We start from the raw sequence: 23,554 nt of genomic DNA on the forward strand, positions 1-23,554 counted from the left end.
ATTCAACCACCTACACCGCTCGCCAGGTCGCCGAAAAGCAAAGGATGAAGAATAACAAACAAAGTCCCCGTCCGAGCTAGACGTACTTCGCTCACTATAAATATGTAAAATAAATTTCATATATGAGTAAAATTTTTATTTCTTAGAGAAATAAGCTCTTTCTTAAAATTTTTTAATTCTCCTAAAGAGCCAACGATATAAGTAGCAAAGGCAACCTGCCCTATCAGTCTTTGAATCGTGTAAATAGGACTAGCATCGCCAATAGCTCTAGAGTGAGCATAAACGCCAAATTTCTGTATATAGTAAAGTTCTTGTCGTAACTTCCTGAGATACAATCTACCAGGAGACATTCTTTCATTCACAACAATACCAGTAACTTCCTGCCGAACATGCCTTCTACGAACACTGGTTTTACCACGATTGACTTTTAGGCCAACCTCTCCCAAATAGCCAGCAATCAATCTTTTGAGAGAAGAAACATCAAATTCCTCTCCTGATATCGAAATATCATCTGCATACCTTGAGTATCTTAGCCCCCTATCTCTACAATATTTAAAAATACCATCATCAACGCTCTTTAATAAAATGTTACTTAAATACCCGCTCGTCGCAGCCCCTTGTGGTAAACATCCATTTAGACAGCAAAGCTTGGTCAAAAAGGTCGAAACCGATCCAATATAACCCAATGAATGAAATATTTCATATATTCTAAATTCAGAAATTGAATCAAAGAAATTTTTTACATCCAATTTCAGCAAAATATTTTGCTTTCTATGAAGTCTAGCGTTATTTTTAATAGAACTACCTTTAATATAAGCCTTTGCCGCCGGATGAATTTCCACCTTCTCCAAAATGTGAGATAAAATCCAACGCTGCGCCATAAGCAAAGATGGCAAAGGAGCACTTATTTTTCTCTTCCCACCACTCTTCTTCGGAATTTCAAACGAACGATAGAAAAAACCAGTACCATTACACATCGCAAATACTCTATCCGACTTTAAGCCAACGAGCAGAGAGAAATGCTCCATCGACAAGACCGGATCGAGACCAGATTGATTAAATTTCTCTATATACTGCCGAACAAATGCAACATGCTCAGGAACGGCTGTATCTGAATATTTAATTAATACGTGCGCTGAGTTCATAGCAGGAGGCTCTCAAGGCTACATATATAATCATTGGAAATCCAAAGGATTTCCGAACAAGGACCTCGTCCGCCGTATCGTTGCCGGCATCGCAGCTCCGCGAGAAGGTGGCAACGATAATGGCTCGTTACAGGTCCGATCATTGAGTGGCGACTCGCCACTCCGGCGCGAGATCTTTCAATCACTCGCCAAGTCTAGCCTCGCGGAAAATAGATTCCGCCAAAGAGCCCCCAACAATGAACTCACGCTCACCGATACTGGGTAGCAGATCACCCTTCTGGAGGTCAATCATTTCAGGCAGCACCCCCCCATTTAATTCCACCATCAAACTCTTACCAGCTATCGTAAGCTCGAAGCGATGAAATGCTTTTTTTATAAATCCTCCGATTTGTAAAAAATTAATCTCAGAAGAAACAACATCCATGCTATTATTAAGTATTATTAGATTTGGGATATTTTGATTGTAATATATTGACTTCAAAATAACCTTTCTTAATTCGTCCAATTTTATGGACGAGGAAAAGGTGCCGGCCATTTTTTCTGTCCTTCATACCAGAATATTGGGAGTGTATTATTAGGAGTTGATTTCATTGTTACGCTCGCCTCCACTTCACTGTAGCCTCTCCGATACGATTTAGAACATGCAGTTCGCGCTTCAATTCTATCGTACAACGCATACGCACTATCTATGTTGTCCTTAAAGCGCCCCTCCGGGTCACCTATTGCTTTTGCCCGATCTATACATGACAAAACTGTATAGCCACTACCCTCTAAATACCTTCGAGCTTCATCTTGAACAACAATAGCACATACTGCTTTTATATTCGCATCAACACCATCTCTCTGCAAATTACCAATCATGGTACGAAATTGATTTCCGGACCCAATAAAATCATCCACGATAATATGGTATACATCTGCGCTCTGGCATTTCGGATTCCATGGCGTGTCAACTATTTCTATATTTTTTCCATGCAGTAAGCCCGTCAATGTATGTATTTCATATAGAAAGGCATCTCCGCTTTTCGGCCTACTTGCTCTTTCATCTTTAATTGGGGAGAAGATAATATTTTTATTATTCACATTTTGTATTATTATTTTAAATAGATCTCTAATATAAAAACTATACTCTCTTATTATTAAATAATCCTCTAAAATATCAAATACAAAATCTCGCTCAATATTACTCAACTCTCTTAACATTACATTCAAAGATTCGACTGTTGTCTTGTCTCTCTGATAGATTCCATCAAATGCTTTCCATGATTTTCTCTCAACCAGTGAGTTGAGTCGATCTATGTCTTCGGCCCGCATACTACAATTCCACCGGATTTCACAATGCATCTGAATCCATTGTCATAAATGCATAACCCCTTTTTTCTCGAGAGCCAAGCATCTCAACCGGAAACCCGCAATCATACAGATATGAATTTGTATTTATCTGTATTGTAAATATTTATCTGAATTATTCTATCAACCATTCAGCGTAATCCTCTGCTTTATTGTATAATTATTAAATACTTTATAACGTCTATCTTCGAACTTAGACTCAAATCATGAATTATATATAGACACAACTAGACTGCCCCCTCTTTGGCGTTTGCATCGAGTGATTATGACGTATTTGGGGTAAGATAATATGGAGGTACGGAAAGTCCGCCCCCTTCTTCATTCCCCCGTCATACCCCGGCCCTATCCACGCCGGCAGTTCGACATGCAACATTCGGGGGCTACCATGATCCAGCGTCGCAATTTCCTGATCAGCGGGCTGCTTACCACCGTTATGGCTGCGACGCGGCCGGCGCAGGCGGCCGAAAGCGTCCCCCTGCCGGCACCTGACCCGAGCAAGCCCGCCACCGATGCCGGCTTCTGGTCCGGTGTCCGCGACCTCTATGACGTCGACCGCTCCACCGCCAATCTCGAGAACGGCTATTGGGGCATCATGGCCCGGCCGGTGCTGGAGACCTATGTCGAGAACATCCAGCGCGTGAACCGCCAGAACACGGTCTATGCCCGCAAGTCCTTCGATGCCGACTTCGCCGCCGTGCGCGACCGCGTCGCCGGCGCGCTCGGCGTCTCGCCCGAGGAGATCGCCCTCACCCGCGGCGCGACCGAGGCACTGCAGACTTTGATCGCCGGCTACAACAAGCTTCAGCCCGGCGACACCGTGCTCTATGCCGACCTCGACTATGATTCCATGCAATATGCCATGGGCATGCTCGAGAGCCGCCGCGCCGTCACGGTCAAGACCTTCGCCATCCCCGAGCCGGCCACGCGCGAGGCCGTGCTGGAGACCTATCGCAAGGTCCTGGAGGAAACGCCCAAGGCCAGGCTCCTGCTCCTCACCCATCTGTCGCATCGCACCGGGCTGGTGATGCCGGTGCGCGAGATCACGGCGATGGCGCGCGCCAAGGGTGTCGACGTCATCCTCGATGCCGCCCATAGCTGGGGCCAGTTGCCGCTCGACATGACCGATCTCGGCGTCGATTTCGCCGGCTTCAACCTGCATAAATGGATCGGTGCGCCTGTCGGCCTCGGCTTTCTCTATATCCGCAAGGGCCGCCTTGCCGACATCGACACCCATATGGGCGACAAGGACTGGCCGGCCGAGGACATCCGCTCGCGCATCCACACCGGCACGCTCAATTTCGCCGCCGCGCTCACCATCCCGGCGGCGCTCGATTTGCACCAGGCGATCGGCGTCGCGGCCAAGCACGCCCGGGTCAGCCATCTGCGCAATTACTGGGTCGAGCGCGTCGCCGGCATCGGCGCCATTGAGATCCTGACGCCGAACGATCCGGCCCTGCACGCCGGCATCACCTCGTTCCGGATCAAGGGCAAGGTGAGCAAGGACGACAATACCGCCATCGTCACCCGGCTCAGGGACGAGTTCAAGGTGCTCACCGTGCGCCGCGCCGGTGTCGCCGCCGGCCAGTGCATCCGTGTCTCCCCGGCCGTCTACACCACCGAGGCCGAACTCGACCGCCTCGTCGTCGCCCTGACGGCCGTGGCCGCGGCCTGAAGCAAAACGCTCCGGTCCGGCCCTCACCAGCGCATGCTGCGGTCGAGCCGGATGTCATCCTGGACCGGCGAGACCGCAGCATGGACGGCGGCACGTTCCTCGTCGGTAAGATCGAGCATTTCGAGCCCGGCATCGAGCAGGATCGGCGTCGAGGTCGTCTGGGGCACAACTGCCAGCACCTGGCGCTCCTCGGTGTCGAGGAAGAACGGCGTCTCCTTCTTCTTCAAGACACTGGTCGCCTTGCGGGTCTTGCCGTCGAGCGAATATTCATACTTGATCGTGTGGTTCAGCCAGGTCCGAGCCTGCGTCAGGACCTTGGCGACGACAGGCCTCATGACAACCGGTTTTGCCACGGCCCGCCTGAGCCTCGATGCCTTGAACAGCATCGCAAGGCCTGCGATGCCCAGGACGGCAAAGCCACCGACAAATGCGAGAAAGGTGAGGATGCGATCGCTGATCTTCTCGACGCCCAGTTCCAGGGTGAGCAGCCGCGGATCCTCGCGTGAACGCACCACCCCCGTTTCATAGCCTCCGGTCTGCATGTCCACGAACATCATCTCGACCCTGCTGCTGGCGCCGTCGGCAGCGAGAATGGTGGCCGAGCAATCGGTGAAGATGAGCTTGCGGGTCTTGCACTCGCCATTCGAAATCCGCGCATCGTCGGCGATCTCGTAACTGCGGCTGATCTTGTAATCGCGCCACAGATCCTCGGCCTGCCACCAGGCCATGCCGCCGGCGAAGGCGAAGCCGACCAGGACGACGAAACACCCCGTGAGGCGGCTGATGCCGATACGGTTCGCCCGCAGGGGGCGGGTGGGAAATGCGTCGAGCACACTCATGGGGCCGCTTGATCCGGATTGACGATAGGCTCGTCTTATCGCCGGGCAGCGAGCGTGTCATCAGATCAAGCCGGCTTTCTTCTTGAGAAATTACAGTCGAGTTTCGCTGGTTACACCGACATGACTTCGGCAAGCCGCGATCATCACCGCGCGCGGCCCAGAAACGCTTTCGTTACCGCGTTATCGCCGCTGCACACCCTTCATCCGCAATTTGCGATCCGGCCGCAGTGTGATGCGCAACTTCGGCTTGGGTTCGGACATATCGACGGAACGCAGCGAGAAGCCCTTCAGGAGCACGGCCAGGATGGCGATCGCTTCCAGCATGGCAAAGGCACTGCCGATGCAGGTGCGCGGACCGGCGCCGAACGGCATATAGGCATAGCGATGGCGCCCTTTCGCCCGCTCCGGCGCGAAGCGATCGGGATCGAAGCGCCCCGGCTCCTCCCACAGACTGGCATGGCGGTGAACCGCATAAATGGGCACATAGATCGCAGCGCCGGCTGGAATGACATGCTGGCCGAGCTTGAAGTCGACCAACGCCACGCGCGGAATGATCGCCGCCGGTGGGTAGAGCCGCATCGCCTCCTGGAACACCTGGCGCGTATAGGCCAGGCTGGCGACATGTTCCGGCAGGACAGCGCCGGCCTCCCCGGTGACGGCCTCGATTTCCGCCAGGACGCGCGCCTCAACGTCGGGATGGGCAGCGAGCAGATGGAAGGTCCAGGCGAGGCCGAGCGCCGTGGTTTCATGGCCGGCCATGACGAAGGTCAGGAGGTTGTCGACCACCTGCTCGTCGCTCATGCGGCGCCCGCTTTCCGGATCGGCGGCCGACAGCAGCAGGCCGAGCAGATCCTGGCGTTGCTCGGACGACTTGCGGCGGTCGGCCACGACGCGCGACAGCGTGGTGCGCAGATAGCCGGCCGATCGCGTGATGCCGCTGCGCCCGGGATAAGGCAGCCATTCCGGCGCCTTGAGCAGGCCCATGGCGAAGGTCCAGCCCGACCCTTCAAGGTAGCGCGTGACGCTGCGCTCCACCGCCTCGGCATCGATGGCCCCCTGCCCGGACATCATGGTCTCGACGATGATGTCGAAGGTGGTGTGCATCATCTCGTGGCCGATATCGAGTTCAGCACCGGGAGGCGTTTCGAGCCAACGAGCGCAGGTGCGCTCTGCGGCAGCGATCATGGTGGGCAGGAAGGCGAGCAGTTTCTCGTGGCGAAAGCCCTGCGCCACCGACTGGCGCTGCCATTTCCAGTGCTCGCCATCGGCCGTGAGCAGCCCCTCCCCGAGCGCCGGGCCAAGACCGCGCCTTGTGTCCTCGCCCTTGCCGAGAGCAGCGCTGTTGGTGGTCAGCGCCTCGTGGATCAACACGGGATCGGTGAGGAAGATCCTCAGCTTGCCGCCGCTGCGCGTGACCACCAGCGGCTCCCTGAAGGCCTCAGGCGGAATGACCTTGAGCGGATTGGTGATCATGGCCGAGAACACCGCCAGCAGGGAACTGCGACTGACGGCGACGCCTTCGCTCGCTTCGGAAATCACGGGATCGACTGCAATGTTCACGCCGGCCTCCATCGCTTGGATTGTACCCACACCAGCAATCGACTTAAGGTAATGACCTTAGAGTTGGGCAGCATTAAGGTGAACACCTTAAATCTGGACGGAGACGCATGGCGACCGGGACGAAGCGAAGTACGGCAGCAACCAGCAAGGGCGGCGAAACGCGCGGGCGCATCGTCACGTTCGCGCTCGGCCTGTTCAACGAGAACGGGCCCGATCGCGTCACCACGGCGCAGATCGCCGCCGCCGCCGGCATCAACGAAGGCAATCTCTATTACCATTTCCGCACCAAGGAAGCGCTGGTCGCGGCCGTGCTCGACCGTTTCGAGGCCGATGCCATGGCGTTGCTGGCGGAAGGAACCGCGGACGTGGCCGATCCGGCGGCGTCCTTCGGGTTGCTGGAGCGCTGGTTTGCCCTGATCTGGGACTATCGCTTCCTGCTGCGCGACATGATCGGCCTGCTGGCGCTCTCCCCGGATCTGCGTCTGCGCGTGCGGGGTCTGAGCGCGCATCTGCGCGAGGCGGTCGAGGCGCTGGCCCAGCGCCTGCGCGAACGGGACCTGCTGATCGTGCCCGACGAGCAGTTCCAACCATTGCTCGCCAATCTATGGATCGTAGCGACCTATTGGGCTCTTTATCTCGACCTTCACGAGGGTATCGACGCCCTCACACCGGACCATCTGGCCTGGGGCCTCGGCCAGGTCCGCAGCCTGCTGCGCCCCTATCTCGCTGCCTCCCTCCAGGCTCTGATCTAGGCAGAATCGAGCCGAACTTCTCGCAGCGGATCGCCACCATCGATGAAAAGCCGGCCCTGTGGCGTCAGTGCGGCCGCGAGGCGCAACCGCACCTTCTCGCCGGCCGCCGGGTGCCGCCCGTCGAGCGCACCGACGCGAATGGCCACGGCCAGGTCATAGGGCATCTCGCCCCGTTCCAGCAGGAAGGCCTCGGCGGCGGCCTGCCGGAAGCTCAGCCGTCCCGCTGCGATCTCGGCCTTGGAGCCCACGACCGCCTGGGCGATCGCACGGGCCGAACGGTCGATTGCCAGGACATGGCCCCCGCCGATACGCGCCGCCATCGCCCGCGCCAACGCGCCCGGGCCACACCCGATCTCCAGCACCCGCAGGCCCGGGCGCAGCGGCAGGGCCTCGAGGATGGCGCGCAGCCGATCGGACAACTCGCCTGTCATTGCCGAGCTAGGGCATCGTCTTGGCGAAATCGCTCCAGGCACAGAAGCCATCCTTGTCGGCGGGACAGCCCTTGAGCTTCAGCGTCACCCGGCGCGGCGGGTTCTTCGGCGTGAGCTTGGTGCCTTGGCGCAATTGCTCCTTGGTCTGATAGACATAGTCGAGCCGGAACAGGTCGCGATTGCCCTTGGTGTCGCGCCAGCGCTGGAACTGGATGACGCCGCCGATGGGCGTCTTCTCGTCCTGCCCCGGCAGCGCATAGGGCTCGGCCTCGAGGGCGGCGAGGACGGAAGCGACATTGGAATCATGGCCGAACAGCATCGTCACCGGCACGGCCTTGCCGGCCTCCGGCTTCACCAAGGCACCGGCGATATAGGCCAGCATCGGCCCGGCAACGTCACGGGCCACGGCGGGCGAGGTGAACAGGGCTTCCTGGTAGCCGTTCTTGATGGCGGCGAGCGAACGCCACTGCCCTTCGTTGCGGATCTTGCCCCAGGCGACGTCACCGGGTGGAAAGCCCTCGTAATATTGCAGGGTGAAGGCGTCGACCACGGCATTGCCGAGCTTGAGCGGCCCCTTGGTGCCCGGCTCCTCGCCGGCCTTGGCGGTGAAGCTGTCCTCGCCCTTGGTCAGATCGCACAGCTTGTCCTGCGTGCAGCTTTGCGAGGCCTTGAAACCGAGAATGCCGTCGAGCAGCCGATAGCCCGATGCCAGCGGCGTGGCTCTGGCCTTCTCGGCCATCGCCGCGACTGCCTGCTCCCTGAAGCCGTCCTGGTTGTCGTGGATGGCGGGATTAAAGGTGGGATCCATCGAGCCCATCTTGTCCTGGTGGTGCACGGCGACATCGCAGCCGGCAAAGGCGCCGGCGACGAAGAACTGCGCCGTCGCCACCGTGCGCTGCAGGCTGTTGGCATAGATGTGCACGCTGCCGGATGCCGGGCAGGCATCCTTGGGGACCAGGCCGTTCTCCGCCAGCCAGCCGCCGATCGAGCGGCCCATATAGGTTTCGAGAATGCCGCCCTTGACCGTGAGATTGCCGCCCGGCACCTCCCATTCCGGCCATTTCTTCTCGGTGACCTTGGCGAGCGCACTGCCGCTATTGGCCAGCGGGGCGCGCAGATTGTGCCTGCTGAGCATCAGCACCTGCTCGAGCTTGTAGCCTTCTGGCACAGATCCAGCCGACGCCTGCGTCGCCGGAAAGGCGCAGGCTGCCGCGGCCAGCAATACGGCATATCGTGCGATCATAGCGATTCCTCCCCCTTGCCTGCCCCAATCAGTGGCACAGGCGGAGGATGTTGTCGCCCCCGGTTGTGCGCTGATCGCACATCGCTGCGATGCTGGTGGAACGACACGCCGTACGGAACCCTGTAACAACGGGGATAGGGATTGCCTGCGCGCACGATAGGATGGCGTGACGACATCAGTCCTCGGAATGTTTCGACCATGATCACCACCCGCAGAACCGCAATGGCCCTGCTGCTGACGGGAGCGATGGCCGCAGTCGGCCTCCCGGCGCTCGCCGCGGTCCCCGACATGTCCCCGGCCACCCTCACCGCCGAGGCGGATCTCATTCTCACCGGCCGCCTGGTGGCCGTCACCACCACCAGGAAGGTGCCGGAATGGGTGAAGAGGCGCGATGACATTTCCTTCTTCGAACGAGGCGCGTTCGTCGACGAGGTCTTCACCCTGGCGATCGAGGTCGGCACGGTCGAGAAGGGGTCGCGCGGGCTTGCCGGCAAGACCATCGCGGCGCATGGCTGGCGCGCCCATGGGCGCCCACCGGGCTGGGCCGGCCCGGGCGGCACCATCCGCGACCTGCCGGCCGAGGGCACACGGATCAAGGTCTGGCTGCGTCGCGAGCAGGATGGCTGGGATTTGATGTCGCCTTCCGGCCTGGTACCCTCGCCATGATCGGATGGGCAGGCGGCACCACCTGCCGGTTCGCCGTCAGGTGGTGCCGTTCAGCGCAGGATCACTCCGCGCGCCTTCGCCCAACGCTTCAGCATCGCCTCCTCCTCCGGCCTGGCGAGCCGGTTGGCAAGGCCTCGGATCTGGACGGCGACATGCTGACGGTCGAGTTCGATCGTCAGCAGGCGCTCCACCGCTCCGGCTGCCCGGCGGCGCAGCGACCAGATCGAGGCATTGCCGGTGAGGCACTTATAGGCATAGCCCGAGACGCAATGATGCATGGCGCGGCTCTCGGCGATGAGATCGGCACCGGTCTTGAGCTGCACCACCAGGATTTCCTCGCGGCGATGCCGCGCCTCCTTGGCCGAAGGCTGCCATGACCAATCGGCCAGGGCCGCGCCCGGCCAGCGCCCGCCATCCGAGGGCTTGCCATCGGTGGCCGGTCGCCTTGCCTGCGCGCCGGCATGGCGCTGTGCCATTCGCCGGATCTGGTCCAGCTGGGCCAGCTCGCGGTGCCAATCCCGCATCTGCCGCTGCAGTGAAGCCGGCGTGCGCCCCTTCAGGCTGTAGCGACGATCCGCCCGGAAGCGGGCCGAGAGGAAATCGCAGAGATCGTCGATCGCCTCCAGCGGTAGCGGATGCAGGCAGAAGAAACGCGCCACCTCGCGCCAGAAGGCGTGGGCCTTCGGCGTGCGCGGGGTTGCCGCGATCTTCGAACGGGCGATGCGCAGCGCCACACCGAGATCGTCGGTGTAGGAACGGGCGATCGCCTGCCAGAGCGCCGCCTCGAAGGAGAGCGCCACAGGCGGATTGAGAAAGGCATGCACCTCCTTGCGGGAGAGCAAGTCCCTCGCGCACTCCTTGTAGAGTGAGCCGCCCTGGGCGGCCACGAGATACCAACGCTTGCGTTCCCTCGCCTCGGACGCCTCCAGGCCCGCGGGAGCGGACCAGATCTCCTCGAGCGGAGCGGGCACCGGATAGCGGGCGAAGAGATAGCGCGCCGCCGCGACCTTCAGGCGGGCGGGATCGCGCGTCTTCAGCTGCGGACGCCATTCACCGGGATCACGCAGCACGAAGCTGGACAAGCCGACCCGTACCGCCGCGATGGCATCACTCAGGGGAGAAGAAGACTGCGCCCACCGCGCGCAGGCGCGCAGCGTGGCCTCATAGGCCTCGATACGTTCGCGCTCGGCGTCCTGCCGGCGCTGAATCATGGAACGTGCCATGGTCGTTCAACCTGATGGAACTATGGACAGCCGGACGCAATGCAGGCGCCGGCACGAAACGTGACGTTCCCTGTTGCGATCTCATGGCTGTTCTCCCTCGGGTCGAACGGTTGCGGGGCGCGCTCTCTAATCCAGACATGCTTCCGGCGCAAGAGTCGGCGTCGAAAGCGCGACATTTCCGGTCGCTCTGTGGCATTTCTGCATCAAAGGCCACCGTCGATTGCTCCGGCTCGCTTCCCAAACCAGACGCTGGCGCCTATACACGGCGGGCCCAAGGCCCAGGCAAGGAGCCCCCGATGACCCCTTCCCGTTTCGAGCCTCGCGCGCGGCGCGGTGCCGCCATGTTCGCAGCAAGCCTGGTGCTGGGCTTTACAGCAGGCCCGTCCGTCTTGCCGCCGGCCAGGGCCGGCGACGTCACCGACAAGGCCGTGATGCTGTTTCGCGACGCCTGCCTTGCTACCGCACCCGCCTTCGACAAGGCGATGGCAGCGGCAAAGAAGCACGGCATCAAGCCGCAGATGGATCTCGGAGCCAGTCTGGTCGGCATGGCGCCGGATGGCAGCTACTCCCTGCAGGTGCGCGGCAAGAAGGAATGCGCCGTCACGGCCGAGAAAAGTGCCGGCCCGGCCGTGGCCGAACAATTCCGCAGCGTGGTCGGTGCAGCCGCGGGCGTGCCGGCCGCCAGCCTGGAGAGCGAAGGCCCGATCCAGATCACGATGCGGGGCCAGGCCTATGTGGTCCGCCACGATCGCAAGGGCGGCGAGACCTATGTCATCATGAGCACGGCGGGTCTGTAGGGAGACCGAGGCACCCTTGGCTCGAAGGCACTGCGCGAACAATCCTGACGGTTTTTCGGTCGACCGACAAAGTACTGTCGGCAAACTTCGCAGCCGAGGTCCCGGTACAATCGACGGCATGGATAACCTAACGTCACCATGCTATCGAGAGGATCCTTGCCGGAATTGTCTCACCATGCAGCGGGATCCCATGATCAAATACGGTATCGCGGCCTTGCTTGTGTTCGGCGCAACCGCCGCCAACGCCCAGACCTGTTCCTCCAACTTCACCATTTCGGGAGGGCTGGCCCCGGCGATTTCGACATGGGATGTCTTTCCTGGCTTGAGCCCTGCCAAGGCGATCGACAATCTGACGCGAACCGCCCATCTCAACAGCTACTGGGTCGGTATCAAGGTGAACCGCCGTCTCGGCCTTCTGACGGCTCTCAACGACGGGGCGCGGAACGGGCGCGTCCAGGAAGTCAAGATGGTCGCCCGCAAGCGCGGCAACGCCACGCGCGTCGACTACACCATGATCCTGAACCCGGGCCAGATACCGGGCCCTGATTTCCGCTCCGATGTCTGCCGGATCATCCACTCCGCGGCCGGAGGCTGAACGCCGGGGCCTTCGCCAACCGCAAAGGTCTCTTCGACATCAAGGCGTCTGCGCCTCGTAGACGAACAGGGTCGACTTGTCGTCATCGGGCATGAAATAGGCCCGCAACCCGCCGGCCCTGGCTTCGATGAACGCCGGATTCTGGGTCATCGGCAGGCCGGAAGGCGCCCAGAGCTCGACGGGGACCTGCCAGACCGGCCTGTTGTCCTCGAGATCGACCAGTTCGAGGCCGCCCAGGCGGAAAGGCGCGGCGTCCGGCGTCACCTTGTAGGCATTCAGGCCGGAACAGAGCATGCGCGAACCGCCGGCATAGTGGCAGTCCTGATAGTCGATATACTGCGCCGGGTTCATCACACGCAGCGCCTCCGGCGCTGCATCGGCATTGCTGATCTTGCCGTCCGCCCCGAGTGGCAAAGCATAGAAGCGGCGCGATCCCCAGCTCACACCATGCAGCGAATTACGCTCGGTGTCGTGGACGATGCCGCCGACATGGTCCTTGAAGCGGAACACCTCCACCGCCTTCATGGTGGCCGGGTCGACCTTGTAGATGATCGACCGGCTGTTCGGCCGATATTCGGCCACCGGCACCCAGATGAACGTGCCGTCGAAGTCGATGCCGCCGGGGTGGTAGATGCTGCCCTCACCCAGCTTGAGGTCAGCCAGCAGCTTGCCGTCCTTGGAAATGCGGAAGAGATGGCCTTCGCCCTCGCCGGTATCGCGATCGTAGCCCTCGCGCGGCGCCGGATATTTGGTGGTCGGCTTGAGGATGTTCACCGAGGACACGAAGAAATCATCGCCGATCTTGACCATGCCCTGCGGATGGAAGGTCGGGAAGGCGATGGGAATGGCCGCAACCTGCTTCCAGGCGGTCCCGCGCGTGAGCGTGGTCACGCGGTCGGCGACCGAGGCTTCCTCGGCCCTCGCCGTGCCGACCGTACCCGGCAGCATCGCGAGAGCGGCAAGCAGAACGGCAATCCTGATTCTGACCATCACATCATCCTCCACGGGCGGTGCCTTACGACATGCTTCTAACGGCGATATGACCGTTCAGACAGGCCGATGGTTTCAATAGATCGTCTGGCGCAGGCGTTCCGGATAGGCCTTGTCATAGGCTTCGCCATCGAAATCGCCCTTGGTAATCGTGCTCAGGATCTGGCCCATGGTGGGCAATTCCGTCCGCGAAATCTGGGTCGAGGGATCCCAGAGCTTGGAGCGCACCAGCGCCTTCTGGCACTGAGTGTAGACCTCTTCCACCGTGACGATGATAACGGTGCGGGGCGCCTTGCCCTGCATGGTGAAGCTCGCGCACAGTTCCGCATCGGTCGAGATCACGGCACGGCCGACTACGCGCAGCGTCTCGCCGATGCCGGGAATCATGAAGAGAAGATGGACGCGCGGGTCCTCGACGATGTTTCGCAGCGAATCCAGCCGGTTGTTGCCGCGCCTGTCGGGAATGATCAGGGTCTTGCGATCGGCGACACGCACGAAGCCGGCCGGGTCGCCACGCGGCGAACAATCGACGCCAGATCGCCCCACCGAGGCAAGTATCATGAAAGGCGAGGCCTGGATGAAGCCGTGATACTGATCGGACACGTGGTCGAGCACCTTGATGCGGGCGGCAGGCTGCACCGGCTCACTATAGAGTGTCTCGAGTTCGGCGATGGTGGTGATCAACGACATCGGAAACTTCCGTCCTTTCGGGCCCGGCACACGCCACGGCCCTCTGCATCAATAGGTCCGCCACAGGCCTGGCGTGGCAAGTTCCAGCATATGGCCGTCGGGATCGCGGAAATAGATGCTGTCTCCGCCCGCCGGCCAATGGGTACGCCCTTCCACCACGACCTCATGCGCCACCAGCCGCGCCTCCCACTCCGCCAGCTCAGCGGCACCAATGGCAAAGGCGACATGGATGCGCCCCGCCGCGTCATGGCCCGGAATGGTGCCGACCGGCGATGTCATGTCATGATCGGAGGCGCCCTTCTTGAAGACGAGCAGGACGCTGGCACCGCCCACATCATAGGCGTAGAGCCGCTCCATCTTCAGCAAGGAAGGAAGTTGCAGCACCGTCTCGTAGAAATGCGCAGCGCGATCGAGATCGTCGACATAGATGGCGGTTTCGAGAATGCGGTCGAGCTTGGGCATGCGACTCTCCTGCGTCAGCCGAGGAGGGTCAGCGCCTCCATTCCTCATTCGCATCGTCGGCTCGACGGTCAGACAACCAAGAGGGCCCATGATCTGTCAACCTCATGGTCGTGTCGGATCAGGGCATCATCATTTGACCGTGATCTCGATCTCCATTTCGTTGGGTACAAATCGCACATTGTCAGTATGTGAGGGGGCCATCCAGGTCACAGTGATATGGTCGACGCCAGTATAGTTGGCCGCGGATCTGTAGACGATGACCGGTGCCTTCGTGGCGGTGCCCGCACACACGCCTGTGTTCTGGCCTAGCTTGGTCGCCACGGTTATGAGTTGCGCGGCACCATGAGCCGGCCCCGATGCGATACGGATATCTCTGACGGGATAAACTTCGCATGTACCAGCACCGTATATGCCAATGGCCAATACGGGATAGGGCTTGCCTCGAGGCACGGTTACTTGCTTAGGTCCTGCATAGGCGAAAGAAGGTGCTATAGCGACGCCTGCAGCGATCGCCAATATCAGCTTATTTACTTTCTTCATCTGAAAAACTTTATGATCGAAAGATTACACGACAATCGATGCCAACACTGCATCGACTACCTTTCAATCAATACGCGATTCAATCCGAGATTCTCAATCGAGTTTCATTATCAAAAAGATGAATCATGTTCGTGTCGACAGCAAACTGCATGTCGTCGGCGACGGCATGTTCCATGCCAAGCGCGACGACGATTGGCTGCCCGTCGATATCGCCATGGACAAGGCGATGCGCGCCGAGCTCCTCGACATAGCGTAGCTTCACGGCCAGGCTGCCCGGTGTCGGGGCTGAGACCGGCTGCAGGTCCTCGGCGCGCAGGCCGACCAGGACCTCGCCCGGAACTTTTCCCGGCAGGGTCAGGCGCGTCTGCCCGAGAATGAGCGTATTGCCCTCCCCCCGCGCTTTCAGGATGTTCATGGCGGGCGAGCCGATGAACGCCGCCACGAAGGTGGAGGCGGGCTTGCGGTAGATCTCGAGTGGAGCACCGATCTGCTCGATTTCACCGCCATTCAGCACCACCAGCACGTCGGCCAGGGTCATCGCCTCGAGCTGGTCGTGGGTGACATAGATCGAAGTGGTGCCCAGGCGCTGCTGCAATTGCTTGATCTCGCCGCGCATCTGCACGCGCAGCTTGGCGTCGAGATTGGAGAGCGGCTCGTCGAACAGGAAGGCGGCCGGCTGACGCACGATGGCCCGGCCCATCGCCACGCGCTGGCGCTGGCCGCCGGAGAGCTGGCGCGGCTTGCGCTTGAGCATGTCGTCGCTGAGCTCGAGGATGCGGGCCGCTTCCTTCACCCGCTGGCCGATCTCGCCCTCGGCGGTTTTGCGGTTGCGCAGGCCATAGGCCATGTTGTCGTAAACCGACATATGCGGATAGAGCGCGTAATTCTGGAACACCATGGCGATATCCCGGTCCATCGGCTCGATCTCGTTGACGCGGCGCTCGCCGATGTGGACATCGCCCGAGGAGATGCGCTCCAGCCCGGCCACCATGCGCAGCAAGGTCGACTTGCCGCAGCCGGAGGGCCCGACCAGCACGCAAAAGCCGCCATCCGGCACGGTGAAGCTCACGCCCTTCACCGCCTCGTAGCCGTTGTCGTAGATCTTCTTGACGTTGTTCAGAACGACTTGAGCCATCGGTTACTCACTTCTCGGTCTCGACCAGGCCCTTGACGAAGAGCTTCTGCATGACGACGACGACCACCACCGGCGGCAGCATGGCGAGGATCGCGGTCGCCATGGCGATCTGCCATTCGGTCAGGGCGTCCTGGGTGGTGATCATCTTGCGGATGCCGATGACGATGGTCTGCATCGAATCCTGGGTGGTGATCAGCAAGGGCCACAAATACTGGTTCCAGCCATAGATGAACTGGATCACGAACATCGCCGCGATCGAGGTGATGGAGAGCGGCAGCACGGTGTCCTTGAAGAATTTCAAGGGACCGGCCCCATCGATCTTGGAGGCCTCCAGCAATTCGTCCGGAATGGTCATGAAGAACTGGCGGAACAGCAAGGTCGCCGTCGCCGAAGCGATCAAGGGCAGGGTCAGGCCGGCATAGGTATCGAGCAGATGCAGGTCGGAAACGATCTTGTAGGTGGGATAGATGCGCACTTCCACCGGCAGCATCAGGGTGATGAAGATCAGCCAGAAGGCGAACATGCGGAAGCGGAAACGGAAATAGACGATGGCGAAGGCCGAGATCAGCGAGATCACGATCTTACCCACCGCGATCGCCACCGCCATGATCAGGCTGGTGGTCAGCATGGTGAGCACCGGTTCGCGCGTAGCCCCCTCCGTGCCGTGAAACAGGGTCTGGGTGTAGTTCTTGATCAGGTCGGGGCCGGGCAGCACGCCGATCTGACCGTTGATGATGGTGGTGGCATCATGGGTAGAGGCCACGAAGGCCAGCCACACCGGGAAGGCCAGGACCAGTACGCCCAGGATCAGAATGGCGTGGGGCAGAAGGTTACCGAAACGGCGGTTCTCAACCATGAGCCGTTCCTCTCGATAGCAACGAGAAACAGATCATCAATAAGTCACTTTCTTCTCGATGAAACGGAACTGCAGGGTGGTCATGGCGATCACCATGATCAGCAGGATCACCGACTGCGCCGCCGAGCCGCCAAGATCGCCGCCGCTCTGGCCGTCATTATAGACCTTGAACACCATGGTGATGGTCTCCCCGGCCGGACCGCCATGCGTCACCGCATCGATGATGCCGAACGTGTCGAAGAAGACGTAGACGATGTTGATGACGAGTAGGAAGAAGGTCGTGGGCGACAGCATCGGCAGGATGATGGTCCAGAAGCGCCGCGCCGGCCGGGCGCCGTCGATGGCCGCCGCCTCGATCAGCGATTTGGGAATCGATTGCAGCCCCGCCAGGAAGAACAGGAAGTTGTAGGAGATCTGCTTCCAGGTTGCCGCCAGCACCACCAGGATCATGGCGTGATTGCCGTTGAGCAGGGGATCCCAGGGCAGGCCCAGCTGCTTGAGGCCACGCGCCACCAGGCCGAGCGAGGGCTGGAACATGAAGAGCCAGAGCACGCCAGCCACCGCCGGCGCCACCGCATAGGGCCATACCAGCATGGTGCGATAGAAGGAGGCGCCCTTGATCTTCTTGTCCGCCTGCACGGCCAGGATCAAGGCCAGCCCGAGCGACAGCACCGAGACCAGGCCGGCGAATACCAGGGTGACGCCGACGGCCTTGTAATATTCCGGTTGCTGGAACAGGAGCTGGTAATTCTCGAACCCGACGAATTCGGAGGTGGTGCCGAAACTATCCTCGATGAAGAAGGATTGCCGGATCGCCTGCAGCACCGGCCAATAGAAGAAGATCAGCGTGATCGCCAATTGCGGCGCCAGCAGCAGCCAAGGCAGGGTCTTGCCGGAGAAGACGGAGCGTTTTTCCATGGTCGATCCTAATGGCCGCATCGCTATTGCCGAAAACCGGCAACCCCTTTCGGCGCGATGCTTTAACGCTCTCGACCTTTGTCATTGCCGGGCTTGACCCGGCAATCCAGCACCCAGCCCAGACAGTGACGGTGCTGGACAGGGTGCCCGGGCCAAGCCCGGGCATGACGAAGGTCAGCGTCTTTTCGCTAAGGCTTACGGGCCTGTTATCGCCCCGCGGTGCGGGCGAAGGTCTTCAGGATCGCATCGCCCCGGCGGACGGCATCGTCCATCGCGGCCTGCGCGGTTTTCTTGCCGGCCAGGGCCTGCTCGATCTCCTCGGCCCAGACATCGCGGATCTGGGCGAGGTTGCCCAGACGCAGCCCGCGGGAATTTTCCGTCGGTGCCTTGTTGGTCAGCTCCAGCACGGCGACTTCGCTGTTGGGATCCTTGGCATAGAAGCCCTGTTTCTTGGAGAGCTCGTAGGCAGCCGGGGTGATCGGCAGATAGCCGGTCTCCTGGGCCCACCAGGCCTGCACGTCGGGCTTCGACAGATAGGTCAGGAACTTGGCGATGCCCTTATAGGATTCGTCCGACTTGCCGCCCATCACCCACAGCGAAGCGCCGCCGATGATCGAGTTCTGCGGCGCGCCCTGCACATCGGGATAATAGGGCATCGGCGCCACCGAATATTTGAACTTGGCGTTGGCCTTGACGTTGCCCAGGAAGGCCGAGGAGGTCAGGAACAGCGGGCATTCGCCCGAGGTGAAGCGCCCCTCGCCCTGATTGGTGCGGCCGGAATAGTCGAAGGTCTTGTCCTTCTGGGCCTCGACCAGGTTTTCCAGATGCTTCACCACCACCGGATTGTTGAACTTCAATTCGGTATCGAAGCCATCCAAGCCGTTGGCCTTGGTCGACAGCGGCACGTTGTGCCAGGCCGACAGCTCCTCGATATTGGCCCAGGTGGTCCAGGCCGTGGAAATGCCGCAGGTGGCGTAACCGGCTGCCTTCAGCTTCTTGGCCGCCTCGAAAGCCTCCGGCCAGGTCTTGGGTGCCGCCGTCAGATTGGCCTTCTTCAGCGCATCCTCGTTGACCCACATCACCATGGTCGAGGAGTTGAAGGGAAAGGACAGCATCTCGCCCTTGGCATTGGAATAATAACCGGTGACGGCAGGCAGGTAGGACTTTTGGTCGAAGGGCTCGCCCGCATCCTTCATCAGCTGGTAGACGGGCTTGATCGCGCCCTTGGCCGCCATCATGGTGGCGGTACCGACTTCGAAGACCTGCAGGATATCGGGCGCATTGCCGGCCCGGAACGCGGCAATGCCGGCATTCATCGTATCGGGATAGGAACCCTTGTAGGCGGGAACGATCCGATAGTCGCTCTGGCTGGCATTGAAATCATTGGCCAGCTTGACGATGCGGTCGTTGTTGGCCCCCGTCATCGCATGCCACCACTGGATGTCGGTGGCCGCGACGGCCCCGGTGGATACACTGGCCAGAAGAACCACGGCCGAAGCCAGAACGCTCAACTTCATCACATACTCCCTCAGGATGCGCCGCTTCTTAAAAGGACGGCGTCGTTTAAGACTTCACTGGTTGCGCCTCAATGACGAAGAAATGAAGCAAATATGACAGGTAATATGGTTGCAGGGTTTACCCTCGGCTTCTCCCTGCGTTCGCTTCGGTGCATTGCCCCAATTCCGACGTAGCGAAACCACCATTGATTTCTTTCAATCCCGAGGGCGAGATTAATAGATCATTTTTTTTAATTATAGAAAATTCATTCCATTGCGGGGCTGTATTGTCAAGGCCTGAATCCCATCGAACTGACAGCGGATGGAGCGCTTCCCACCGCAAAATCCATTCGCGGTTTCGATGCCGTGCGCAACGCCGCCAACCCATTGGCATATCGGCGACATCCAGGCATCTGCGCGGCCGGTCGGAGCGCCCCATGGCAAGCCGAAAGAGAGTCGAAACACAAAAGCCGGCATGCCGCCGCCATCGCGTAAGGCATGTCGGCATGCCGATGGGAAGGCCGACGTCCTGATCGCCTTGCCCCCGAATGAAGCATCGCCGCCTTCGTTTGCAATGGCGGCTGTACTTCACGCTCCCTCACCCAAGTCGCTCGTTGCCGACCGGCGCTTTCGAGGCTAAGCAACTGGAAACCAGATTGCCAGGGAGGCTCCATGTCGTCGATTGTCATCGCTCAAGGAGGCGGCCCGACCGCCGTGATCAATCAGACACTCTGCGGCGCCATCGTTGCCGCCCGCCGGCACGACCCGTCACTGCGCATCCTCGGCGCCCGCCACGGCGTCCGGGGGCTGACGCGCGGCGATCTCGTCGACCTCACCGCGCTTTCGGAAAGCGATCTCGAGCGCCTGGCCCGCACCCCGAATTCGGGCCTCGGCTCGACGCGGGACAAGCCCGATCCGGCCTATTGCCAGACCATCCTGCAGGCGCTGGAAAAGCTCGATGCCCGCGGCTTCATCTATATCGGCGGCAATGACACGGCCGGCACGCTCGATCTCCTGCGCCAGCAGTCGACCGGTTCCTGCAGCTTCGTGCACGCCCCCAAGACGATCGACAACGACCTGATGGAGAACGACCACGTACCGGGCTTCATCTCGGCGGCCGCTTTCGTCGCCAATGCCTTCGTCAGCATGGATCTCGATTTCCGGGCGATGCCGGGCATTTATGTCGCCATCGTCATGGGCCGGCATGCAGGCTTCCTCAGCGCCGCGGCTGCCGGCTGGCAGCAGGGCCCGGAGGACGCCCCCCATCTGATCTACACGCCCGAAAAGCCCTTCTCGGTCGAGCAGTTCCTCGATGACGTCAACATGGTCTACACCCGTATCGGCCGCTGCATCGTCTCGATGTCGGAAGGCGTCCAGGACGAGGCTGGCCGTCCCCTCGCCGAGGCACTCGCCGCCGGCACGGTCGAGCGTGACGCCCATGGCAATGTGCAGCTCACCGGCGGCGATCTCGGCATCGAGATCCAGAAGGCCTTGAAGCAGCGCTTCCCCAAAGCGCGCGCCCGTGTCGACACGCTGGGCTATCTGCCGCGGGGCTATATCGGCATCATCGACGAGACCGATGCCAAGGAAGCCTTCGAGGCCGGTGCCTTCGCGGCCCAGAGCGCCTTTACCGGCTCGGGCTCGGTGGTGCTGCACCATGACGGCAAGCATACCTCGCCGCGCATTGTCGCCCTCGACCAGGTCGCCGGGCGCACCCGTCACATGCCCGACAGCTTCTTCACAGGCGCCAACGCCGTCTCGGAAGAAGGCCGGGCCTATTTCCGCCGCCTGCTGCCGCCACGCCCCGACATTTTCACGCCCTTCGTGTAAGGGGCCCGCCCCTCATTTCGTCATGGGCAAGTCTGCGGCCAACGCTCCAGGGCTTCACGGCCTGCGGATGTCAGGCCGTAGATGCCTTTCTCGACCCGCTCGAACCAGCCGTAGACATTGCCCTGCAGGATCTTCGGGGCGTCGGGCACGGTCTTGGCGAGGTCCCGCCGGCGTTGCGGTGCCACCACCAGTGCGGCGGCACAGGCCAGCGCCTGCTGGCGATAGGCCGTCATCTGCGGCGCACGGGTCGAGCCGCCGACGACAGGATCGCCCTGGCGCTTGCGGTGCTCTCTCAACAGGCGGGAACGGCGCTTGGGATCGCGGCGCGGGAACGGCGCCTCAGGCGTGACGATGATCTGCACCTCCCCGCTATCGGACACCCCCAGCAATCCAAAGCCGAGACGGCGGCAGAGATTGCGGAAACGCGCATCGCTCTCGCGCCCCTTGCCGCGTAGGGAGAGACGGGCCGCAAGCCAGATCTCGTCGCAGGCTCCGGCCCTGTCGACGCCTTGCAGCACCAGTTCCAGGTTGAAGCTCTGCTTGAGCTCGCAGATCACCGCCACCGGCGGCTCGCCTTCGCGCAGGGCCAGGACATCACAGCCGCCGATCTCGCCTTTCACCGCAAAATCAAGCGACTCCAGGAAGGCCTTGACCGGTAGATAGAGTTCCGTCTCCAAGGCCGGCCCTCACTGCAGTCCGACCGGATCGACGATACCGGCCTTGCAGCCCTGATCCGTCGGCGAGGCGCCGGCGATCAGGTCGGCCAGCTTGGCACCGTCCTTGACCTCGCCGCGCAAGCCGATTGTCATTTCCACGATGATGCTGCGGCTGCCGTCACGCTTGCAGGCAAAGCGCACCCGCTCGCCGGCCCCCGCACCGAAACCCTGGTCGAAGGCGCTGCGAATCTGGCTGGTGTCGATTTCCTTGCCGACATTGTCGGCGAACAACTTCTGGACGGGCGAGGCGTTGATCTCGCCGATCAGAGCCACCGAGCGGCGGAAATAGGCATCGGCCGATTTCTCGAAGAAGCAGGTGCCATGCTCGATCCATTCGTGTCGATCGAGGAAGGAGGCGGTGCCCGGCATGGCTTTCTCCAGGGCCGTACGGGTCGCCGGCTCGAGCTGGGGCTCGGGCAGGTCCTCCCAGCGATGGGCCTTGTCAGCCTCGATATCGCGCCGCGCCACGCCGCAATAGGCATTGCCGCGCGGCTGCGGCCAGAGCCCGTGCAGCGTGAAATGGCTGGCGTCATAGCGATCGGCGGTTTGCGTACGGCACTCTGTCTTGTCGGGCAGCCCCTCGCAAAAGGCGGCCTGCCAGCTGATGGCGAAGACATAGGAAGCCCCACCCGCCGAAATTGCCGCATCAGATCTGGCCGGGCCAGGCTTGCCCGCACCCGGCGTGGCGGGGGTGCCATTATCGCCCGCCTTGACCTCACCGCAGGAGACGGGCACCCAGCGCTGCGCCGGCTGGGCATCTTCGACCTGGACGCGATAGAAGGTCGGATCGGGCTTGTTGCCGGCAAGCAGCCGATAATCCTGCCCGGGCGTCAATTTGACATCGCCGGGATTGGTCTGCTTGCGGATCGACTGGAGAGCCGGGCAGGCCTCCCGCGCCGTGAAGATTCCCTTCATCGACTCTTCGGCCCTGGCCGACATGAAAGGAACCAAAGTCGAAACGGCCAAGGCCGCCAGCCAGCTCTTGCGCATGCAATTCTCCCGGTCCACCTGAGCAAGGCACGTTTTGGCGAAAACGCGGCCTTGCCCGAACTCGTTGGTTCGACGCGTGTTTGCGGTTCGAGGCGTTTCATTCAACCCACAAACGCTTTTGCGCCGGGCCATGTCGATCCCGATCCTTCTCATCGAGGAAGGAATAAAGCACAGGGCTGAACAGAAACCTACCTGGCCATGTTGCATTGCAGCATAAGCTGGCCGACCTCCGTACCGGCAAGCCATCCGAGCTTTGGGCATCCCGCCCCGGCACATCCGCCGGTAACTTCCTCTAAACCATGCAAAAATAGCATGCCGGGCATACGACTTTGCGCGTGCGATTCTGCACAAATTTTGCCGCGATTTGCCTATATATGCAGCGCAGTAAACGTAGCGCTTTTTCTGGAACCACTCCCGTGACGACCGTCGCTCTCATCAACGCCCTCTCCGCCCGCCTCGTAGCCTATCGCAACCGCCGTCGCCTCGCGACCGTGCGCCGCGAACTGAGCTATCGCGACATGCTGGATCTGGGCATGTATCGCGGCCATATCGACCGCGTCGCCAGCGCCGAGAACGAGCCGATCTGAGCTCCTCTCCAGCTTCGGGCCTGCCATGCCCGCCCGATAGTCCGATCGCGATCCTGGCCAGCCCGGATCGC

The 23,554-nt window shown here is 60.8% G+C and carries 25 protein-coding genes; 7 read left to right on the forward strand and 18 right to left on the reverse strand.

Annotated elements, in window-relative coordinates:
* Positions 1-116: 116 nt before the first annotated feature.
* The 3 genes from ACIGJE_RS22050 to ACIGJE_RS22060 form a co-directional block, all read right to left on the reverse strand.
* The gene (locus tag ACIGJE_RS22050) at positions 117-1,145 is read right to left on the reverse strand and encodes a reverse transcriptase family protein (RefSeq protein ID WP_483678704.1); all 1,029 of its coding nucleotides are present in this window, start codon (positions 1,143-1,145) and stop codon (positions 117-119) included.
* A 181-nt stretch (positions 1,146-1,326) separates the two neighbouring features.
* Positions 1,327-1,680: a hypothetical protein gene (locus ACIGJE_RS22055; RefSeq protein WP_483678705.1), complete on the reverse strand. Its 354-nt coding sequence runs from the start codon at positions 1,678-1,680 to the stop codon at positions 1,327-1,329.
* Positions 1,653-2,459 (reverse strand): phosphoribosyltransferase-like protein, encoded by an 807-nt coding sequence (locus ACIGJE_RS22060; RefSeq protein ID WP_483678706.1) that lies wholly within the window; start codon positions 2,457-2,459, stop codon positions 1,653-1,655. Before ACIGJE_RS22060 ends, ACIGJE_RS22055 begins: the two co-directional genes overlap by 28 nt.
* Before the next feature lie 421 nt (positions 2,460-2,880).
* Between ACIGJE_RS22060 and ACIGJE_RS22065 the strand changes: the two genes are divergently transcribed.
* Positions 2,881-4,167 carry an aminotransferase class V-fold PLP-dependent enzyme gene (locus ACIGJE_RS22065; RefSeq protein WP_483678707.1) on the forward strand — a complete coding sequence of 429 codons (1,287 nt, stop codon included), beginning with the start codon at positions 2,881-2,883 and terminating at the stop codon, positions 4,165-4,167.
* A 23-nt stretch (positions 4,168-4,190) separates the two neighbouring features.
* On the opposite strand, the gene ACIGJE_RS22070 is transcribed toward ACIGJE_RS22065, so the two are convergent.
* Together ACIGJE_RS22070 and ACIGJE_RS22075 are read right to left on the reverse strand one after the other, a co-directional pair.
* Positions 4,191-5,006, reverse strand: coding sequence for a hypothetical protein (locus ACIGJE_RS22070; protein WP_483678708.1), 816 nt, complete (start codon positions 5,004-5,006; stop codon positions 4,191-4,193).
* A 180-nt stretch (positions 5,007-5,186) separates the two neighbouring features.
* Positions 5,187-6,578, reverse strand: coding sequence for a cytochrome P450 (locus ACIGJE_RS22075; protein WP_483680294.1), 1,392 nt, complete (start codon positions 6,576-6,578; stop codon positions 5,187-5,189).
* A 95-nt stretch (positions 6,579-6,673) separates the two neighbouring features.
* Here ACIGJE_RS22075 and ACIGJE_RS22080 point away from each other — a divergent pair, with 95 nt between their 5' ends.
* Entirely contained in the window at positions 6,674-7,318 is a 645-nt protein-coding gene (locus ACIGJE_RS22080) for a TetR/AcrR family transcriptional regulator (protein ID WP_483678709.1), read from the forward strand.
* Here the strand turns inward: ACIGJE_RS22080 and ACIGJE_RS22085 are convergent.
* Both ACIGJE_RS22085 and agp read right to left on the reverse strand, forming a co-directional pair.
* Positions 7,315-7,749, reverse strand: a complete 435-nt coding sequence (locus tag ACIGJE_RS22085; protein ID WP_483678710.1) for a class I SAM-dependent methyltransferase — start codon at positions 7,747-7,749, stop codon at positions 7,315-7,317. The two genes, ACIGJE_RS22080 and ACIGJE_RS22085, sit on opposite strands and share 4 nt — an antisense overlap.
* Positions 7,750-7,756: 7 nt before the next feature.
* The gene (gene agp / locus ACIGJE_RS22090; protein ID WP_483678711.1) at positions 7,757-8,992 is read right to left on the reverse strand and encodes a bifunctional glucose-1-phosphatase/inositol phosphatase; all 1,236 of its coding nucleotides are present in this window, start codon (positions 8,990-8,992) and stop codon (positions 7,757-7,759) included.
* 198 nt (positions 8,993-9,190) lie between these two features.
* Here agp and ACIGJE_RS22095 point away from each other — a divergent pair, with 198 nt between their 5' ends.
* Positions 9,191-9,658: a hypothetical protein gene (locus ACIGJE_RS22095; protein WP_415083936.1), complete on the forward strand. Its 468-nt coding sequence runs from the start codon at positions 9,191-9,193 to the stop codon at positions 9,656-9,658.
* Positions 9,659-9,708: 50 nt separating this feature from the next.
* Here ACIGJE_RS22095 and ACIGJE_RS22100 read toward each other — a convergent pair whose 3' ends face one another.
* A complete protein-coding gene (locus tag ACIGJE_RS22100; protein ID WP_483678712.1) occupies positions 9,709-10,881 on the reverse strand; it encodes a PcfJ domain-containing protein in 1,173 nt (390 codons plus the stop codon).
* A 296-nt stretch (positions 10,882-11,177) separates the two neighbouring features.
* Between ACIGJE_RS22100 and ACIGJE_RS22105 the strand changes: the two genes are divergently transcribed.
* Together ACIGJE_RS22105 and ACIGJE_RS22110 are read left to right on the forward strand one after the other, a co-directional pair.
* On the forward strand, positions 11,178-11,678 hold the full coding sequence (locus ACIGJE_RS22105; RefSeq protein ID WP_483678713.1) for a hypothetical protein: 501 nt from the start codon (positions 11,178-11,180) through the stop codon (positions 11,676-11,678).
* A gap of 175 nt (positions 11,679-11,853) precedes the next feature.
* Positions 11,854-12,273, forward strand: coding sequence for a hypothetical protein (locus ACIGJE_RS22110; RefSeq protein ID WP_483678715.1), 420 nt, complete (start codon positions 11,854-11,856; stop codon positions 12,271-12,273).
* A 39-nt stretch (positions 12,274-12,312) separates the two neighbouring features.
* Here the strand turns inward: ACIGJE_RS22110 and ACIGJE_RS22115 are convergent, their stop codons facing one another.
* The 8 genes from ACIGJE_RS22115 to ugpB form a co-directional block, all read right to left on the reverse strand.
* On the reverse strand, positions 12,313-13,263 hold the full coding sequence (locus ACIGJE_RS22115; protein WP_483678716.1) for a DUF6454 family protein: 951 nt from the start codon (positions 13,261-13,263) through the stop codon (positions 12,313-12,315).
* A 75-nt stretch (positions 13,264-13,338) separates the two neighbouring features.
* The gene (locus ACIGJE_RS22120; RefSeq protein ID WP_311941489.1) at positions 13,339-13,953 is read right to left on the reverse strand and encodes a pyridoxamine 5'-phosphate oxidase family protein; all 615 of its coding nucleotides are present in this window, start codon (positions 13,951-13,953) and stop codon (positions 13,339-13,341) included.
* 48 nt (positions 13,954-14,001) lie between these two features.
* Positions 14,002-14,415, reverse strand: coding sequence for a VOC family protein (locus tag ACIGJE_RS22125; RefSeq protein WP_311941486.1), 414 nt, complete (start codon positions 14,413-14,415; stop codon positions 14,002-14,004).
* Between the two features lie 129 nt (positions 14,416-14,544).
* Entirely contained in the window at positions 14,545-14,955 is a 411-nt protein-coding gene (locus tag ACIGJE_RS22130; RefSeq protein WP_311941483.1) for a hypothetical protein, read from the reverse strand.
* A 79-nt stretch (positions 14,956-15,034) separates the two neighbouring features.
* The gene (gene ugpC / locus ACIGJE_RS22135; protein ID WP_367623366.1) at positions 15,035-16,090 is read right to left on the reverse strand and encodes a sn-glycerol-3-phosphate ABC transporter ATP-binding protein UgpC; all 1,056 of its coding nucleotides are present in this window, start codon (positions 16,088-16,090) and stop codon (positions 15,035-15,037) included.
* A 7-nt stretch (positions 16,091-16,097) separates the two neighbouring features.
* Positions 16,098-16,946 carry a sn-glycerol-3-phosphate ABC transporter permease UgpE gene (gene ugpE / locus ACIGJE_RS22140; RefSeq protein WP_311941476.1) on the reverse strand — a complete coding sequence of 283 codons (849 nt, stop codon included), beginning with the start codon at positions 16,944-16,946 and terminating at the stop codon, positions 16,098-16,100.
* A gap of 36 nt (positions 16,947-16,982) precedes the next feature.
* Positions 16,983-17,864 carry a sn-glycerol-3-phosphate ABC transporter permease UgpA gene (gene ugpA / locus ACIGJE_RS22145; protein WP_068291323.1) on the reverse strand — a complete coding sequence of 294 codons (882 nt, stop codon included), beginning with the start codon at positions 17,862-17,864 and terminating at the stop codon, positions 16,983-16,985.
* Between the two features lie 206 nt (positions 17,865-18,070).
* Positions 18,071-19,381, reverse strand: a complete 1,311-nt coding sequence (ugpB, locus tag ACIGJE_RS22150) for a sn-glycerol-3-phosphate ABC transporter substrate-binding protein UgpB (RefSeq protein ID WP_311941468.1) — start codon at positions 19,379-19,381, stop codon at positions 18,071-18,073.
* A gap of 651 nt (positions 19,382-20,032) precedes the next feature.
* Here ugpB and ACIGJE_RS22155 point away from each other — a divergent pair.
* A complete protein-coding gene (locus ACIGJE_RS22155) occupies positions 20,033-21,190 on the forward strand; it encodes a diphosphate--fructose-6-phosphate 1-phosphotransferase (protein ID WP_415087344.1) in 1,158 nt (385 codons plus the stop codon).
* Between the two features lie 20 nt (positions 21,191-21,210).
* Here the strand turns inward: ACIGJE_RS22155 and ACIGJE_RS22160 are convergent, their stop codons facing one another.
* Both ACIGJE_RS22160 and ACIGJE_RS22165 read right to left on the reverse strand, forming a co-directional pair.
* Positions 21,211-21,867: a DUF2161 domain-containing phosphodiesterase gene (locus ACIGJE_RS22160; RefSeq protein ID WP_311941463.1), complete on the reverse strand. Its 657-nt coding sequence runs from the start codon at positions 21,865-21,867 to the stop codon at positions 21,211-21,213.
* A gap of 9 nt (positions 21,868-21,876) precedes the next feature.
* Positions 21,877-22,896, reverse strand: a complete 1,020-nt coding sequence (locus ACIGJE_RS22165) for a ribonuclease T2 family protein (RefSeq protein ID WP_311941459.1) — start codon at positions 22,894-22,896, stop codon at positions 21,877-21,879.
* Positions 22,897-23,312: 416 nt separating this feature from the next.
* On the opposite strand from ACIGJE_RS22165, the gene ACIGJE_RS22170 reads away from it, so the two are divergent.
* Positions 23,313-23,483: a hypothetical protein gene (locus tag ACIGJE_RS22170; RefSeq protein WP_311941455.1), complete on the forward strand. Its 171-nt coding sequence runs from the start codon at positions 23,313-23,315 to the stop codon at positions 23,481-23,483.
* The last annotated feature ends 71 nt before the right edge of the window (positions 23,484-23,554 follow it).

It is taken from the genome of Labrys sp. E2SS-1L (assembly GCF_057073705.1).

Coding starts and splice junctions, on each gene's coding strand:
- ugpE (WP_311941476.1), bottom strand. CDS start 16,946: ATGGTTGAGAACCGCCGTTTCGGTAACCTTCTGCCCCACGCCATTCTG.
- ACIGJE_RS22105 (WP_483678713.1), top strand. CDS start 11,178: ATGACCCCTTCCCGTTTCGAGCCTCGCGCGCGGCGCGGTGCCGCCATG.
- agp (WP_483678711.1), bottom strand. CDS start 8,992: ATGATCGCACGATATGCCGTATTGCTGGCCGCGGCAGCCTGCGCCTTT.
- ACIGJE_RS22165 (WP_311941459.1), bottom strand. CDS start 22,896: ATGCGCAAGAGCTGGCTGGCGGCCTTGGCCGTTTCGACTTTGGTTCCT.
- ACIGJE_RS22075 (WP_483680294.1), bottom strand. CDS start 6,578: ATGGAGGCCGGCGTGAACATTGCAGTCGATCCCGTGATTTCCGAAGCG.
- ACIGJE_RS22050 (WP_483678704.1), bottom strand. CDS start 1,145: ATGAACTCAGCGCACGTATTAATTAAATATTCAGATACAGCCGTTCCT.
- ACIGJE_RS22115 (WP_483678716.1), bottom strand. CDS start 13,263: ATGGTCAGAATCAGGATTGCCGTTCTGCTTGCCGCTCTCGCGATGCTG.
- ACIGJE_RS22085 (WP_483678710.1), bottom strand. CDS start 7,749: ATGACAGGCGAGTTGTCCGATCGGCTGCGCGCCATCCTCGAGGCCCTG.
- ugpB (WP_311941468.1), bottom strand. CDS start 19,381: ATGAAGTTGAGCGTTCTGGCTTCGGCCGTGGTTCTTCTGGCCAGTGTA.
- ACIGJE_RS22065 (WP_483678707.1), top strand. CDS start 2,881: ATGATCCAGCGTCGCAATTTCCTGATCAGCGGGCTGCTTACCACCGTT.
- ACIGJE_RS22080 (WP_483678709.1), top strand. CDS start 6,674: ATGGCGACCGGGACGAAGCGAAGTACGGCAGCAACCAGCAAGGGCGGC.
- ACIGJE_RS22060 (WP_483678706.1), bottom strand. CDS start 2,459: ATGCGGGCCGAAGACATAGATCGACTCAACTCACTGGTTGAGAGAAAA.
- ACIGJE_RS22100 (WP_483678712.1), bottom strand. CDS start 10,881: ATGGCACGTTCCATGATTCAGCGCCGGCAGGACGCCGAGCGCGAACGT.
- ACIGJE_RS22070 (WP_483678708.1), bottom strand. CDS start 5,006: ATGAGTGTGCTCGACGCATTTCCCACCCGCCCCCTGCGGGCGAACCGT.
- ACIGJE_RS22095 (WP_415083936.1), top strand. CDS start 9,191: ATGATCACCACCCGCAGAACCGCAATGGCCCTGCTGCTGACGGGAGCG.
- ACIGJE_RS22055 (WP_483678705.1), bottom strand. CDS start 1,680: ATGGCCGGCACCTTTTCCTCGTCCATAAAATTGGACGAATTAAGAAAG.
- ugpA (WP_068291323.1), bottom strand. CDS start 17,864: ATGGAAAAACGCTCCGTCTTCTCCGGCAAGACCCTGCCTTGGCTGCTG.
- ACIGJE_RS22155 (WP_415087344.1), top strand. CDS start 20,033: ATGTCGTCGATTGTCATCGCTCAAGGAGGCGGCCCGACCGCCGTGATC.
- ACIGJE_RS22110 (WP_483678715.1), top strand. CDS start 11,854: ATGCAGCGGGATCCCATGATCAAATACGGTATCGCGGCCTTGCTTGTG.
- ugpC (WP_367623366.1), bottom strand. CDS start 16,090: ATGGCTCAAGTCGTTCTGAACAACGTCAAGAAGATCTACGACAACGGC.
- ACIGJE_RS22125 (WP_311941486.1), bottom strand. CDS start 14,415: ATGCCCAAGCTCGACCGCATTCTCGAAACCGCCATCTATGTCGACGAT.
- ACIGJE_RS22120 (WP_311941489.1), bottom strand. CDS start 13,953: ATGTCGTTGATCACCACCATCGCCGAACTCGAGACACTCTATAGTGAG.
- ACIGJE_RS22130 (WP_311941483.1), bottom strand. CDS start 14,955: ATGAAGAAAGTAAATAAGCTGATATTGGCGATCGCTGCAGGCGTCGCT.